Here is a 15,596-nt window from a genome sequence, read left to right on the forward strand (position 1 = left end):
CCAATTAAATCTGGTGCCAAAATACGATATTCACTGGCAAAAGCTGGATAAACTTTAGACCATTCATAAGCTGAGGAGCCGCCCCCAAAACCGTGGAGAAATACTAGTGTTGGTCGGGGTTTTGGCAAAACTTCGTCTGGCAGCCAGGGAGCACGATCGGCCGTATAGTAGGACATGTTTCCAAGGCTCGTGTTCAGGAAGTTTTGGCTAAAACCAGGTATTTGTAACATAGCTTGTTAAAAGACGAAGAGAATTATGAGATTGTCAAAGTTGAGGATACCGATGTGGTCAGCACCCAAATATAAGCGATTAGCCCTAAGATAGCTAAACCAATTACAGTCTCTTTATGTGTTGTTATCCAATGCAGACAGCCATGCCAAAAATAGCGAAAAGCGGCGCGGCGTTCATCAGCTAGCTCTGCCATTAGATCAGCCACTCTAGCATCTACTTCTTCTAGAGGGATTTCACCTTGCTGATAAGCAACCTCTAGTTCATCTAGCTGCCGCCAGTATTCTTTTGTTGCTTGAAGAAGATTAGGAAACATTTACTAAAACGGAAAATTATAATTTGAATTTAAGGTCGCTTGGTAGCAGAAACTACTTACCGCCTACAATATAGGGGATTAATTGGGTTTGAGTGCTTAGATTTAGGCAACTACCGCCAAGTTTCCTTCAATTGGAAAACTGTTTGCTTTCCAGGCAGCCAGACCCCCTCTAAGTTCGGCTACGTTTTGATAGCCAACAGCACGGAGTTGAGCGGCTGCATTAGCAGTTTGTTCATCAGTAGAGCCATAGATATAGAGATCGCGCTCCAGTTCGAGATTATTTAAAGCACGATTAACCAATTCGTTCATCGGCAGAGAAACAGCCCCTAAGATATGGCTAGTGTGAAAAGCATCTCTCTCTCTGACATCAATGATGGTGAGCGCTGGTTCTCCCCAGTCCAGGCGTTTTTTCAAATCGTAAACGAGGGATTGAGCTTTGAGAGGTTCGGGAATAATGCTTGAAGAATTACTCATGATTGGTGTTGAGAAAATAGATTAGCTGAACTTGTTAGTTATAGTGTAACGAAAATTTAAGATTAATGTTTTTATGTAAAAAATACTTGACATAAATCAACTATTACTAAATTTTGATGCTGGCAATATGATTTAGTAAATGCTTTTGTGATGCTAATTTTAGAGAAGTCCTTCTAAAGTTGCACCGACAACTCGATAATCAGAATCCTGTCGCAAATTATCGAGAGCGACTTTTGCTCTTGGATCTTCAAAATTTTTTAAGACTCTGGCTACTTGGGTGCGAATTTCTCCTTGCTCGGATTTCGCTGCTGGGAAAAGTAGCTCTAAAGCTAAATCTTCTTGGGGAGTTTTGGCTAATTTTCCTAAACTGGCGATCGCTATCTGTTGAACAACCCGATCGTTTCCCTTGAGTCCTAAAGTACAAAATTCTAAAAGAATTTCGGGATGTTGTGTTAAATCGAGAGCGGCAAAAATGCTATACCTTACTAACCAGTTAGAATCTTGTTGAAATAGTTTCACTAGATGGGGAATTGCGTCTTCACCATATTTAGCTAGAGAATTGGCAGCTTCTGCTCTGACGTTGTAATCGCGATCGTACTCGATTAAATGCAGCAGTAAATCAAAGCCTTCGTCTGTGCGTTTAAATCCCAAACCTGAAGCGACAAATGAACGAATCATAAATTTTTGGTCATTAATTCTTCGCTTTAGTAGGGGAACGACTACATGAGGTTCATAATTCCTCAACTCGGTAATCGCTTTCATACGATTTTCAGGATTAGGGCTATCGATATAGGTTTCAATCTGATGCAGTTCCATGAGAATATCTAAAAATTTAGTTAATTTAACTTGATTGGTTTATTAAATCAATCCTGATTCTTGTAGCAAGGTCAAAATGCCATCAGCTAACAATTGAATCGAGATTGCTAAAATGAAAAAGCCTAAAACTTGAGTCAGGACACGGATTCCTCTTTTGCCAAAAACTTTGATCGGTAACTCTCCCCAAGCTAGACAGAGATAAAGTGTTATTCCCAGCAGCGCAATTCCCAGCAAACCACCAAGATAGTTAGACCATTGGGGGTCTTCAGCCGCCAGCCCAATCACCAGACCAATGGCTCCTGGACCACTGATTAGAGGTACTGCCATGGGAATTAATGCGATATCTTTTTGTGGAGCTACTTCTGAAGAATTATTAACAGTCTGATGTTGGTGAGTTTCGGCAAATGTCCAAGCAGTGCGAGCTATCAACAACCCACCTGCAATTTGCAAGACCCCGAGAGAAATACCCCAGAAGTCGAGAATAGCTTGACCCGTAACAAAGAAAAAAGCCATAATTGCACTGGCATTGAGAGCTACTTTCTTAGCTTGTTTTAATCTTTGACCCTTACTGACATTGGCTGTTAAGCTGTAAAAGATCGGTATTGCTCCCACTGGATTGGTAATGGGGAATAAAGCAACAAAAGTTCCGAGTGCATAAGAAACTAATTGGGACATAAGTTTTTGTGCTGTCAGCACTCAAGATTGAAATATTATGCAGATACAGGTAATGCGGTCATATCCCAATAGTCTTTTAATAACTCCTCGTACAAGTTATCTTTAAGCATCATTTGCCGATAAAGCTCTAGGGATAAATCCTGTGCTTGCTCTGGGGAGAGAGTTTGTATTAGATCGGCGAATCTTCTCAAGTTAAATTCCTGTTCTAGAGATAATTGCTCGGAATAATTCATGGCTAACTCGCGAATCTTGATATAAGTAAATCTTTAATAATCTATAAATTATGTTAATTAAAATTAAGAAGAATTAACAAGGCTTTACAAAAGAGTTTAAGTAGTAAAACCCGTACCGATGATAAGGTATTGTTCGTTCGTTTAGGCGATCGCTAGCCCCATGAACTGTCATCCACTACATTGTAAATACCCTGAAGTTTGTTTGAGGGAGCGATCGCTCGATTCTTGATTTATTAAAATATCTTTAAAAGAATTTATTTACTTAACCAAAGGACAATATATAGAAGAATCTGTAACCACAGAAAAATAATCATTTGCTACACAACAAAAAGCGATCGCTCTATCCATTCCCGAAAAAAAGCGATCGCCAAATATTAAGCACTCATTGTTAAATGCTCAATGATAAATGCTCAATGACTAAGCAGGATAAATTCTCAGACGGCGATTTGGCTCGTCTCCAAAACTATCAGACTGCAAACGATAATGTTCGATCAGTTCGTGCTGCATTTTTCTGACTTTTGCCGAGCGCGGTAGCAATTCTACGGGTTGTCCCTTGGGGATTACTATTTGCTCTACGGCTAACCTAGCTTCTTCTAATGCTTCGATCTCGTCGTCGCTTCCCGCTTTAGTAAACAGACGCAAATCTGTAGGTTCGGGAATATTAGGATCGTCTAGGTTGAGAATTTGACGGAAAGTGCGAGTAATTTGAGGAATCGTATTCGATTTGACCGTATGGATGGGAATATGACGATCTTTAGCAATACTCCGTAATTTAGAATGATGCTTGATTTGCGATCGCAATGCTACTACCGCATCTGCTTCATCCAAATCTTTGGTCAAAACCACAGGAAGATCTAACACTTCAACTACTTGGTCTAACTGAGAGCGACCAATGCCATAGGCATAGATATAAACAGGCCAATCTTCTCCATTTGGTCCAGGAGTGCGAACTTTTCTACCACCAGGCTCTTGAGTTTGCCAAGATCCTTCTAACAGGCGATCAAAATCCGAACCGTTGCTAACTCTAGCAGATTTGCCATTATTTAAAGCTACGGGAGTCATTTTTCCCGACGCTCTCAGACCTTGGGGGTGTAAAGGAGTTACCGTACCAGTATTTCTAGAGGGTAGGGGTTTAAAGGGAGAAGGAGATTCTTCATGAATAATGGTGACTTCTCCACTGTCATCTACTGTTCTCACTTGAGCGGGAGGCTCGATACCCCGCAAAAGACTATCAATAGTGGCGGAAACATCATCGTGAACTACCCAACGTTGCCTTTCTAACATCTCTACGGCAATATCAAAGGTAGGAGGTGCTTTGCGCTCTAAAACCGTCTTTTGGGTTCGTCTACGACGGGCTTCGTCATCCCCTAGGGTAACGCTTTGAATGCCTCCGACTAAATCTGAGAGAGTGGGGTTTTTAATTAAGTTTTCGACGGTATTACCATGAGCCGTACCGACAAGCTGTACGCCACGTTCGGCAATAGTTCTAGCTGCTAAAGCTTCCAATTCCGTCCCGATTTCATCAATGACAATAACTTCGGGAGTATGGTTTTCTACGGCTTCGATCATTACCTGGTGCTGTAACTCAGGGCGAGCGACTTGCATCCGACGAGCGCGACCAATCGCGGGGTGGGGAATATCACCATCTCCTGCAATTTCGTTAGAAGTATCGATAATTACGACTCTTTTTTGCAGGTCGTCGGCTAAAACTCTGGTAATTTCCCGTAATGCGGTGGTTTTACCAACCCCAGGACGACCTAAAAGCAAAATAGACTGTCCTGTTTCCACTAAATCACGAATCATCACGATCGTACCGAAGATAGCTCGACCGATACGGCAGGTCAGACCAATAATATCGCCAGTACGGTTGCGGATCGCACTAATACGGTGCAGAGTCCGCTCGATACCCGCACGGTTATCGCTGCTAAAATTGCCCACGCGATCGATACAGTGTTGCAGTTCTTCTTTGGTAACTGGTTCGTCTCGAATATAGGTAACGCGATCGCTAAAACGAGCCTCTGGCAATCTGCCCAAATCTAAAACTACTTCAATGAGCTTGTCGCTGTCGTTTTGGATTTTATCGTCTAATTTGGAACGAATCGAGTCGGGGAAAATGGTAAGTAATTTATCTAAATTATCGGTGACTTGCATCCGATGAGAAGCTATTTCTGACTGCATTTAAAAAAGTTGACTGTAATATTTTTTTAGCTGGCAAGAATTAGTTCGGCTTTGATTTAACTAACTCTCTTGATTTGGTTGACTAGCTGACTGGCTTTACTTACGGCTTGTTTTAGTAAATCCCGATCTTGTTCTAGCTTCAAGTTAAGCTGGTTCATTGGCTGGTGTTTAATTAAATTAGATTGAATATTTTGCAGTTCAGTTGTTTCTAAGCGGTCTAAGATAGGCGAGAGGATAGCGCGGGCATAACTGCCATAGGCTACTCCCGCAACCGATCGCACTTGAGAAATTCGCTCGGATTGTCGCAACATCTGCGACCTTGCTAGTTTAGTTACTGTATGGTCGTTTGTTCCTCCCGCTAATTGAATATATCCAGGCAAATCTGCCTGTAAAACCTTTTGAGCTAAAGCGATCGCTGCATGAGTAGTACCCTTGCCAATATCTCCACTCATAGATCGTCCGTCGGTTTGCCAAATTAAGGCACAGGGCAAAGGAACAATTAATTGATAGAGCGATCGCAAGTAATCTACAACATCGTCGCCATCATTACAGCTAATGGCTAACAGTTTTAGTTTGCCAACTATGGGTTTAATGTCTTGCCATAAACCCTCGAATTGATCGTAATGTCCTACCTGGGTGTGAATTTCCAAGGCATCTACAGACATCGATTCGATTAAAGAAACTATTTCCTGGGGACTAGATATATGGGAGCGAGTCTCAATCGCCCCAATAGGGCATACGGGCAAACAACGACCGCAACCGTAGCATAAACTGTCTATTACCCCAATAGAATCGGCAGCAATAGCATCAGCAGGACATATAGACTCGCAAGGTCTAGAACAATCGGAAGGACACCGAGTAACGTCAAATTCTGCTTTGCGAAAATGAGGATCTTCTCCATCGTTGACGCTAACCATCAACCAGGGAAGAGATGGTGTTAAATATTGGTTATGGGAGGAAAGTTGATGACAATCATAATTCTTCGAGGCGATCGCGCCTAGGGTAAGTTGTATTTCTTTTGCAACTCTAATTCCTTCTTGAGCGGCAGTAATTACAGCAGCATCGGCAGCAACGTCAATACAGTCAGCACCAGCCAAAGTATATGTCAATGCCAAACTACGTACCGTAGGAAGGTGTTGATAGCTAGCTCCACAAATTAGTTTAAACCAGCTACCTTCTAGTAATGAATGTAAGGGAGAGGATTTAGTCACTCTTACATCCTAATAGCTTACCTGCTATTAATGCTAGGGTTTTTTATCAATGGACAATTTTAAGTCCACATTTATTGAAGCACATATAAAATACAAAAGCAACACTTGTTAAGATCGGTTGTTAGTTGTTACTTCTCCAATCTGTTATAGGTTATAGGTTATCCAGTGACGGCATTTAACAGAACTTCTGCCAAAGACAAACCTTGCATATCATCAATGGTAATGGTATCGACGATATCAAATTTAGCTCCCGCAGATTCCAACTGATCGTCTAGGGCTTTGAGGAATTGAGTCGCCTTGCGATCGTTGCCTACTTGAATCAGAGAAATCCCTAATTCTTCATCTCGATCTATCTGGCGAGAAGCACCAATAATTACCCGCATCACGGCTTTGTAATCATCTGGCTCGCCATCGGTAACCACTACGATAGTTTCTCCGTTGGTTTTGGCTTCTCCTGCTGCCTTGCGATCGAAATAATTATTGACAGCATCGGCTAAAACGCTGGCTAAATCTGTTCGTCCCATGGGATCGTTTTCCGCATAAATTTTACTTACTTTGTCTGCGGTAACATTATCGTAACGACGAAAGCGACCAGAGAATAAATATACTGTAATACCATCAGGATCGATTTTTTCGCACTCTTTAGCTAAAGCCAGAGTAGATTCTTGAGCGGATTCCCAGCGAGTTTTGCCTTCTGGGCGATCGTTAATGGACATACTGCCACTTTTATCAATGATTAAGGTATAGTCGCGATCTTCGACAATAGAGCTATCGGTCATGATGCCTCAATTTTTCTTTAGTTCGGATTTCTTCTATTACAGCCTATTACAAGCTTGAAGCGAACTGTCAAAAATCAAAAATTTTCACAGATTTGGTTTAAACTCTTTTAAGTACTGATACCTATTAAATTCCAGTAATTGTAAACAGATATTGCAATTGAGTGGGAAAATATTGCGATATTCTTTCGATTTACAGCTATTCTAAAAAACCTCCTTCATAATTTGAATTAATCTCAATCTTTTTTGACACTACATTTTTAGGAGATTTCTAATGAATAATAACGACCTACACAAATATAAAATGGTCTGTACTTTGAAATTCGGCGATATTTACGGTCAGATAATTATTTGGCTGATTGTAATTTTTATTAGTTTGGCGACTACCCTAGCTCTTTGGAGTAGTACCAGACAAATTTATGCTTTAGCAACAGTAGGAATTGTCTTAGTCTTGTCTCTTCCTTTTTTGTTATTTGCTTTCGTAACTACTCTCCTCAATAGAATTGAGTTTGTTCCTATGGAAGAAGAATTGCTAAGTCGTACGGTAACTAGAAGTTCGAGTAGTTCTAGTTCGGGTTCGGTAGCTTCTGCGAGTTAATCAGACTAGGGGACAGGGAGACGAGGAGACAGGAAGATTATATCGACACAGATAGAGAAACTTGCTCATCCTCGATCCCTCATTCCTACAATAAGTGTTCCATGTCCGCTCGCTCGTGAAGAGATTTGACTACCTGTTTGATATCTTGGGTATGGTTTTTATCGACTACAAGAGTTACTTTACCATCCCGCACTATAACTACATCTTTTAGACCGATAGTTACTACCACTTCATCGCGATCGCTCGTATAGATCAGGGCATCTTTGGTATTTTTACCAATGTGAGTGCATAGTTCTACATTATCGCGATCGCCTTTTAACAGTCGGTCTACCCCATTCCAATCGCCTAGATCGTCCCAACCAAAATTGGCAGGAAGCACGCAAGCTAGCTGGGTTTTTTCCATCAGGGCATAATCAATACTTTCTTTAGTTAGTTCGGCATAAGCTTCCTTACCTTTTTCGGATAGTAGTTTCAATAATTCGGGAGTGTATTTTTTTAGTTCGTTTAAGACAACTCCTGCTTTAAAAATAAAAATACCGCTATTCCAGCTAAACTTGCCCGTATCGATAAAAGATTGGGCTGTAGCAGCATCGGGTTTTTCGGTAAAACGAGTCACTTTATAAATTGGCAAGTCGTTAAAATTGTCTTTTTCTATGCCTTGCTCGATATAACCATAGCCCGTAGCAGGGCGATCGGGAGTAATTCCTAAAGTGACAATCGAAGGCTCGCTAGCAGCCTGTTTGGTGGCAGTTTGTAGGGTTTTTTCGTAGGCTGCAACATCTCCGATCCAGTGATCGGCAGGGAAAAAACCCACGATCGCATCTTCGCCATATTTGCGAGCTACTTCCAGAGTAGCCCAAGCCACTGCGGGGGCTGTATCTCTTCCTTGGGGTTCGACTAAAATATTTGATTCTGGTAAATTGGGTAATTGTTCTTTTACGCCATCGGCGATCGCTGAAGAGGTAATTACCCAAAGATTAGACCAACCTCCTGCTAAATCTAAAAGGCGATCGGCTGTAGCCTGAAGTAAACTTCTACCACTACCATCCAAACATAAAAATTGCTTCGGTCGTTTGAGGCGACTTACTGGCCAAAAACGTTCTCCTTTTCCACCAGCCAAGATAATAGGGATTAGGTTGGTTGTCATTGATTCTTCCTTTATAGTAAATGCAGTATGGATACTAGATATATCTCTGGGCAGATTGTCATGTTAAACGATTTTAGCTGTGGATCGGAAAATCAACTACCTTGGCTAAAAGTATGATTTTTCTCTGGCGATCTCTGCTGCTCGTTGAAAAAATTTGTCTGTGAAACAATAGGATTGACTGTATTTCTTGACCACAATTAAGGGTATTGGCTATGGAGAAAAATTTAGCGTATATCTACTAAATTAATTGACATCAAGCATAATATAAAATCAACTATAAAACCAAAATATTTTCTATGAGCCAGGAGAAAGCAGATCGACAAAATAAAACTCCAAGAGATTGGAATAGCGATCCCAGTTTTAACCTCGAAGAAACTCAAGAAATAAAATCAATTTCCCTAGGAGATTTTCAGCTACTCGATCGCCAGACTGAAAGTTCCAGCGAAGATTTGGAGTTTCAATTGTCCCCATCCCGCTGGTTTCATTTTAATTGCGGCTTTGGTTGGGGCTTGATTTTCGGTTTTACGGCTCTTGTTTCTGCTAGCTGCGGTATTGCTCTAACTAAAATTGATGCTGTAGAAAAAGCGATCGCTCAAACTTTTCAGCTTAATTCTCCTTTACTAGAAACTGAAGTTAAAACTGGTTTGAATCGACCGATCGATTTGTTATTGTTGGAAGTCAAACCCGTTCGAGGGCTAGAAAATGAATTGTCTCAAGAATTTGAGGGGGAAAGTCAAACAATTCTCTTATTGCAATTTAGACCCCAAGAGAATATTACTCGTGTAATTAATATTCCTCCCAATAATCGGGTCAAAATACCTGGGTTTGGTTGGGGAACTATGGCAGAGGCTCATCGGTATGGAGGAGTGGCTTTAGTTTCTCAAACTATCGTCCAAACAATTGACGGTATAAAAATAGATCGCTATGTCAGGGCTACTCCTGGTACTTTTAATCGACTAATTGCTAGCGGAAGAATCACTTTCAATGATTGTAATTTAGAGATAGATCAATGTAGCGAGCCTCAAGGTCGAGTTCTAAGACAAAAAAAAGCGATGGAAACGATTCGTCAGCGTTTTAATATTCCTACTTATTTGAGAAGCTTTGAAATAACTTTAGCCAAACATAAATCTGATTTAGATACGAATCTTTCTTTACCAGAGGCTGTCTCTTTAGCGAACTTTGTCAAGGAATTAGAATCAGATAATATTAAAGTCAATCTAGTTGCAGGCTATACTGCGGGCAATAACAATAATATTAATAATCGTCTTAATAAATCAAAATCTGTTTCTAAGCTACCAAATAATTTCGGCAATCGTAACAATCTTGCTTTCAAACATCAACCTGTAGCGGTGCAAAACACTACAGATAGTCCAGAATTAGGAATGCGTGTAGTCGATTATTTACGCAGTCAAAATTTTCAAGATGTTTATCTAGTGGAACATATACCGTTAAGATTAAATAAGACCAAAATTACGAGCGATCGCAGTCAGCTAGCAAGAGCCAAGCACCTAAAAGAAATAATGGGTTTTGGCGATTTAGAGCCTGAGTCTAATGGCAGACAGCAACCATTGCTCGTTCGTGTGGGAACAGATGCTTTCAACTTACCCTCATCTAATCGTAATTTCTAATTTTTTTAAAGTAACATAACTATTTTTCAGATTGTGATTTTAGCCAGATTTAAACAACGTTTATTACATATCCTCGCAATTGTAGCGATCGCTCTAATTTGGGTCTTACTCGATGCTCGTGTTGCCTTGGCTCAAGATAGTGCGGTGAACTATACCTACAGCGAAATTCGAGAGCAAGATTTTTCCCATAAAAACCTCGTCGGTGGTGTGTTTGCGGCTGCGGATGCTAGAGGTTCTAGTTTTGAAGGTTCGGATGTAAGTAATTCTATTTTGACTAAAGGAATCTTTATTAATACCAACCTCAAAGACGCTAATTTCACCAGTTCCTTAATGGATCGAGTTTCTTTTGAAAACTCAGACCTCACCAATGCTATTTTTCGCGATGCGGTGGCAACTAGTACGATTTTTGAGGGAGCTACTATTACAGGGGCAGACTTTACCGATGCTATCTTAGACCGCTATCAAATATATCAAATGTGTAAGCGGGCTTCGGGTACAAATCCCGTGACAGGGGTGGAAACCAGATACAGTTTGGGATGTCGGGATTAAAATATTAGTTTTAAATATCGGTTTGACTGTTGAATTCGATCGCAATCTTCTTTTTTTTGGCTACAATGAACAGACAAAAGTGCGGCTCGTTTAGTATAAACGTATTAACAAATACGGGGACTACTAGCATTGTCGGCTAAAACCTTCGGGTAAGCCAATATACAATGACAACTGAATACTCGTATGGGTGCGAGAACCCTGTAACAAGGATTAGGATTAGCCCTCCTACAAACTCAAGTCCCATTACCCAGATGTTGGGGTTAAAAGCATATTCCCTACGGTAGAGATTGGACATCAATCCGTAAAGCGGGAGTAAAAGCGGTTCTGACTGGTAGCCTAAACTGGTTTCCCGCAAGCAAGATCTAAATCTATGGGTAGCAAAAGCAAAGTATCCGTAAGCTCCACGAGGTGGAAGCAGCGAAATAAGGCTTTTTACGCTGTAACCAAAAGGTTAAAGAACATAAGGTATAAAATTCGTCCATTTTATACCCAACATCTAATATGTTCTGGAGTACAGGATTAAAACCTTAACCATCGTTAGTTCAAAACAGCGAAATAAGGCTAACACGCTGTAGCCAAAAGGCAAAATAGTCAAAGGTAAAGAATTTTTTGTTTCTTTATCCAACATCTAACAAAGGCAATCGGTGGATAGGTACACCCTAAAGAGTCGAACCAACGAGTATTTGGAACGAGAAAAGCCTCTCATAACTCTTAGAATATAGTCGTATTTTCTAAGTAGTCATCCAAGATGTAACATCTCTTTATCAGAGGTTATGGGAGGAGTAGGATTCGGTAAAAAGCTAATGCCCTAACTCGATTCAACGAGTAATGCTGGTGACAGATGGTGTAATGCCAGGGATATGCCCACGTACCGACTTTAATTCAGGAAGATAAAATAAAGCAAGTGGGAGTATATATGACTAATACAGATTCAGAAATGAATACTGTGGTATGGAATAAGATAGATTGGCGTAAAGTCGAACTATCCGTTTTCAAGCTCCAAAAGCGAATTTATCAAGCCAGCAAAAGTGACAATGTAAGAAAGTTACGAAGATTACAAAAAACCCTGTTGAACTCATACAACGCAAAGCTGTTGGCGGTCAGAAAGGTTAGTCAAGATAACAATGGCAAGAAAACAGCGGGTGTAGATGGTATAAAAACACTCACCCCAAAACAAAGACTCATTCTTGCTCAAAATCTAAAACTCAGTGGTAAATCTAAACCCGTTAGAAGAGTTTGGATACCAAAATCCAATGGAAAAAAACGTCCTCTTGGCATACCTACAATTCACGATAGAGCCTTGCAAGCTCTAATCAAGTCAGCAATCGAACCTGAATGGGAAGCCCGTTTTGAAATCAATTCATACGGTTTTCGTCCAGGGAGAAACTGTCATGATGCTATTGGAACAATATTTAATCAGATTAGATATCAATCTAAATTTGTTTTAGATGCCGACATTAGCAAGTGTTTCGACCGCATCAATCATCTCAAACTTCTAGATAAGGTTAATACCTTTCCCAAAGCAAGAAGACAAATTAGAGCATGGTTGAAGGCAGGAATCATTGATGGAGGAAAGAAAATCTTTCCTAAAGAAGGAAGCCCCCAGGGTGGAGTGATTAGTCCTTTACTAGCCAATATTGCTCTACACGGGTTGGAAATGGAACTTAAAAAATACGCTGCTACATGGAAAGGAGGTAAAAGGGATAATATGGCTTCCCTCTCCTTGATTCGTTACGCAGATGATTTTGTGGTTTTACACAAAGACCTGAATGTAGTTAAAAATTGTAGAGGGATTCTAGAAAGATTGCTTAATGAATCTGGTCTAGAATACAACGAAGAAAAAACCAAAATAAAACACACTCTCCTAGATTATGAAGGAGAAAAACCAGGGTTCGATTTCTTAGGGTTCAACATCAGACAATATCCATGTGGTAAACATAACAGTGCTAAATCCACAAGGGGTGAAATATTAGGATTCAAGACTATAATTAAGCCCTCGAAAGATAAGGTACTTAAGCATTATCGCAACCTGGCGGAAATCATAAGCAGGATGAAATCTGCACCACAATCGGCTTTGATATCTAAATTGATACCAAAAATAGTCGGATGGTGTAACTACTACAAATACGTATGTAGCAAAGAAACCTTTACTAAGGTCAATCACCTCTTATTTAAAAAGCTGGAGCGATGGTGCTACCGCAGACATCCAAATAAAAGCAAAACATGGGCTAACAATAAATATTTTCACACTTTAGGCGGAGATAACTGGACATTTGCGTACAAACGTGAAAAGGAATTATTCCCTTTAATAAAACACCAACATACAAAAATCGTCCGATATTCAAAGGTAAAAGGTGATGTTAGTCCGTATGACGGTGACTGGACTTACTGGTCTAAGAAAATGGGTAATTACCCAGGTATCTCAAACCGTAAAGCTCGGTTGCTCAGAGTACAAAAAGGAATTTGTAATCATTGTGGACTCACTTTCAAACCTGGAGATGAAATCGAAATCGACCATATTACCCCCCGTAAAGCGGGAGGTAAAGACCAATACGATAATCTTCAGGTACTACACAAGCATTGTCATGATGTTAAAACGAAAACGGATTTAGTAACAATTAAACGTTACAAAGTTCGCCAAGAGTGGAATAAAGTATATCAAAAGTTTCAGAAACAATTTGAGAAATCAGGTTGGGTTTGGGATGGAGATATGCCCGCTCTAGTTTGAATGGTACTCATAACAAGAGCCTAATTGGAGAGAAGCCCATTGAGGTGAAAGTCTCACGATGGGTTTTGAAGACGAGTCGCCTTGGTGACAAGGAGGCTTAGTTTAACATCTTAAACAACGCAGTTTTTGGACTTTAACTAAATAGATTTAGTTGGAGATATTGGAGTCAGGTTAAATTGATGAAATTTTTGGGAAAGACTAAAAGATCGTTTATCACCAGAACAGTTGCCCTGGCGATCGCATCGAGCGGACTAGCAACAGCAATACAACCCGTCATTACTCAAACTGCGATCGCTCAAATAGCTCAAGCTCTTTCTTCCGAGGAAGTTAATCTTCGTGCCAAGCAAATTATCGTTCGGATAGATGGTGCTAGCGTGGGTTCGGGTTCGATTATCGAACACTCCGATGATGTTTATACCGTCTTGACCAATTGGCACGTTATGAAGAATCAAGGACAATATGTTGTTCGTACTATCGATGGTAGAAAGCATCAAGTAGATCCTAACAGTATCAAACAACTACCAGGATTAGATCTAGCAATTTTTCAATTTACTAGCCAGCAAAACTATCAAATAGCAGAGTTTGGCAATTCTATTAATTTGAACGAAGGACAAAGTATTTATTTTGCTGGCTATCCAGGAGAATTAAGAAAAGAAGATAATCGTTACTATCGTTTTTTCGCAGCGAATATAGTCGGTATGTTGCCTAAGTCTACAGAAAACGGCTATTCAATTATTTATAACGGCGAAGCTTTCCCAGGCATGAGTGGAGGACCAGTTTTAAATCAACAAGGTTTGGTGATTGGAGTTCACGGCGAAGCCAACGTACACGCTATTTCTGGTGGAACTTCTAACTATGCAATTCCCATTGATGCCTATCAACAAGCGATCGCCAAACTAGAACAACCTACTACTCCAAATACTTCCCCAGAAACAGCATCTTCTAGTAATCAAGAAGTTGCAACTCAGCCAGAACCCCAACCAGAACCTACTCCCATACCAGAAGTAAATAATTCAGAACCCATTTCTTCAGTTCCAACTTTTACTCCCGAACCTCTTCAAAAAACTCCTAACAAGACCCCAAAAGAAACTCCAGAAACAACTCCAAAATCCGAGCCGACTGAAGAAGTTACCGTCGATAACGAACTAGAAGTTATGGACGAATCTGCGATCGCCTCTGGAGGAGAAGAAAACAATCATAACTCAGTCCAACCCGAAACAGAAGCAGTAGAATCTGAAACTATAGAAGTAAGTACTACAGTTACCCAGAAAAATATTCCTTTGATTTCTCAAAAAACAGGAATTAGTTACAAGCCTTTGCGAGATTTATTAAAAGCAGAAAAATGGTCTGAGGCAGATTTAGCAACTTATAAATTAGTAGAAGAAATAGTTCGGACGGCTAAACAAAAAAACAAGCATTATTTTATCGAATTAAGAACCATTGCTGAATTCTCTTGTCCCGATATTAGGACAATTGATGCTCTTTGGCAAAAATATACTGGTAATAAATTTGGCTTTAGTTCTCAACAAGAAGTTTGGCAAAGCGTCAATCAAAAAGGTGATTTTTCTACTCAAACTTGGCGACGTTTTGCCACCGAAGTAGGCTGGAAAAAAGGTGCAGTAGATAGTGGTAGTGGTTACTTACTTTACGAACAATTAGATTTTGACCCTGGCCAAGCACCCATGGGTCATCTTCCTTGGTGGTTTGCGTTACCCGATGAAGAACAAGAAGTAATCAAGCATTTGTTTGCTCGTTGTAACTTTAATCCCACTCCTCAGCAGTTAGCAGCAGAAGAAGGAAGAAATAAACCAAAGAAACCCAATAACTCCAACAATAATAATCTTGAAGATGATAAAAATAAACCTGAAGAAAAAGAAACTAGTAATTGATCGATCCTGTAGATGAACTGCTACGACCTGCTTCGCGAGGTCATAGTATCTAAAAACCTCGGTCAATTCAGGGACGGTTTTATTCGTCCTATTAGCTTCCCGTCTCATAGGCTCATGCCTCCACCCCCTTGCCTTCGGCATCCCCCCTAC

At 40.3% G+C, this 15,596-nt stretch carries 15 protein-coding genes; 5 read left to right on the forward strand and 10 right to left on the reverse strand.

The annotated features are described in order from the left end of the window. The 9 genes from AC33VI_RS21560 to AC33VI_RS21600 form a co-directional block, all read right to left on the reverse strand. Window positions 1–230: alpha/beta fold hydrolase (locus AC33VI_RS21560; protein ID WP_491784326.1), on the reverse strand; the 230-nt coding region annotated here is incomplete at its 3' end. 23 nt (window positions 231–253) lie between these two features. Continuing rightward, window positions 254–544 carry a hypothetical protein gene (locus tag AC33VI_RS21565; protein WP_491784327.1) on the reverse strand — a complete coding sequence of 97 codons (291 nt, stop codon included), beginning with the start codon at window positions 542–544 and terminating at the stop codon, window positions 254–256. Between the two features lie 102 nt (window positions 545–646). Further along, window positions 647–1,018 carry a rhodanese-like domain-containing protein gene (locus tag AC33VI_RS21570; protein ID WP_491784328.1) on the reverse strand — a complete coding sequence of 124 codons (372 nt, stop codon included), beginning with the start codon at window positions 1,016–1,018 and terminating at the stop codon, window positions 647–649. A gap of 159 nt (window positions 1,019–1,177) precedes the next feature. Next, window positions 1,178–1,834, reverse strand: coding sequence for a HEAT repeat domain-containing protein (locus tag AC33VI_RS21575; protein WP_491784329.1), 657 nt, complete (start codon window positions 1,832–1,834; stop codon window positions 1,178–1,180). Between the two features lie 42 nt (window positions 1,835–1,876). Further along, window positions 1,877–2,509 (reverse strand): MarC family protein, encoded by a 633-nt coding sequence (locus tag AC33VI_RS21580; RefSeq protein WP_491784330.1) that lies wholly within the window; start codon window positions 2,507–2,509, stop codon window positions 1,877–1,879. Between the two features lie 35 nt (window positions 2,510–2,544). After that, window positions 2,545–2,742, reverse strand: coding sequence for an NblA/ycf18 family protein (locus AC33VI_RS21585; protein WP_491784331.1), 198 nt, complete (start codon window positions 2,740–2,742; stop codon window positions 2,545–2,547). A gap of 417 nt (window positions 2,743–3,159) precedes the next feature. After that, a complete protein-coding gene (locus tag AC33VI_RS21590) occupies window positions 3,160–4,920 on the reverse strand; it encodes a R3H domain-containing nucleic acid-binding protein (protein ID WP_491784332.1) in 1,761 nt (586 codons plus the stop codon). 56 nt (window positions 4,921–4,976) lie between these two features. Continuing rightward, window positions 4,977–6,131, reverse strand: coding sequence for a circadian clock protein LdpA (gene ldpA, locus AC33VI_RS21595; RefSeq protein ID WP_491784333.1), 1,155 nt, complete (start codon window positions 6,129–6,131; stop codon window positions 4,977–4,979). Between the two features lie 158 nt (window positions 6,132–6,289). After that, complete coding sequence (locus AC33VI_RS21600) at window positions 6,290–6,910, reverse strand: vWA domain-containing protein (RefSeq protein WP_491784334.1); 621 nt, start codon at window positions 6,908–6,910, stop codon at window positions 6,290–6,292. A 271-nt stretch (window positions 6,911–7,181) separates the two neighbouring features. Here AC33VI_RS21600 and AC33VI_RS21605 point away from each other — a divergent pair, with 271 nt between their 5' ends. Beyond that, entirely contained in the window at window positions 7,182–7,505 is a 324-nt protein-coding gene (locus AC33VI_RS21605) for a hypothetical protein (RefSeq protein ID WP_491784335.1), read from the forward strand. An 85-nt stretch (window positions 7,506–7,590) separates the two neighbouring features. Here AC33VI_RS21605 and AC33VI_RS21610 read toward each other — a convergent pair whose 3' ends face one another. Further along, the gene (locus AC33VI_RS21610) at window positions 7,591–8,652 is read right to left on the reverse strand and encodes a mannose-1-phosphate guanylyltransferase (RefSeq protein WP_491784336.1); all 1,062 of its coding nucleotides are present in this window, start codon (window positions 8,650–8,652) and stop codon (window positions 7,591–7,593) included. 296 nt (window positions 8,653–8,948) lie between these two features. Here AC33VI_RS21610 and AC33VI_RS21615 point away from each other — a divergent pair, with 296 nt between their 5' ends. From AC33VI_RS21615 to AC33VI_RS21630, 4 genes are all read left to right on the forward strand, one after another. After that, complete coding sequence (locus AC33VI_RS21615; RefSeq protein WP_491784337.1) at window positions 8,949–10,280, forward strand: LCP family protein; 1,332 nt, start codon at window positions 8,949–8,951, stop codon at window positions 10,278–10,280. 33 nt (window positions 10,281–10,313) lie between these two features. After that, window positions 10,314–10,829 carry a pentapeptide repeat-containing protein gene (locus AC33VI_RS21620; protein ID WP_491784338.1) on the forward strand — a complete coding sequence of 172 codons (516 nt, stop codon included), beginning with the start codon at window positions 10,314–10,316 and terminating at the stop codon, window positions 10,827–10,829. Window positions 10,830–11,745: 916 nt separating this feature from the next. Beyond that, window positions 11,746–13,557, forward strand: coding sequence for a group II intron reverse transcriptase/maturase (gene ltrA, locus AC33VI_RS21625; protein ID WP_491784339.1), 1,812 nt, complete (start codon window positions 11,746–11,748; stop codon window positions 13,555–13,557). Window positions 13,558–13,736: 179 nt separating this feature from the next. Then, window positions 13,737–15,446, forward strand: a complete 1,710-nt coding sequence (locus tag AC33VI_RS21630; protein ID WP_491784340.1) for a GUN4 domain-containing protein — start codon at window positions 13,737–13,739, stop codon at window positions 15,444–15,446. Window positions 15,447–15,596: the final 150 nt, after the last annotated feature.

The sequence above is a fragment of the Waterburya sp. genome (assembly GCF_058530065.1).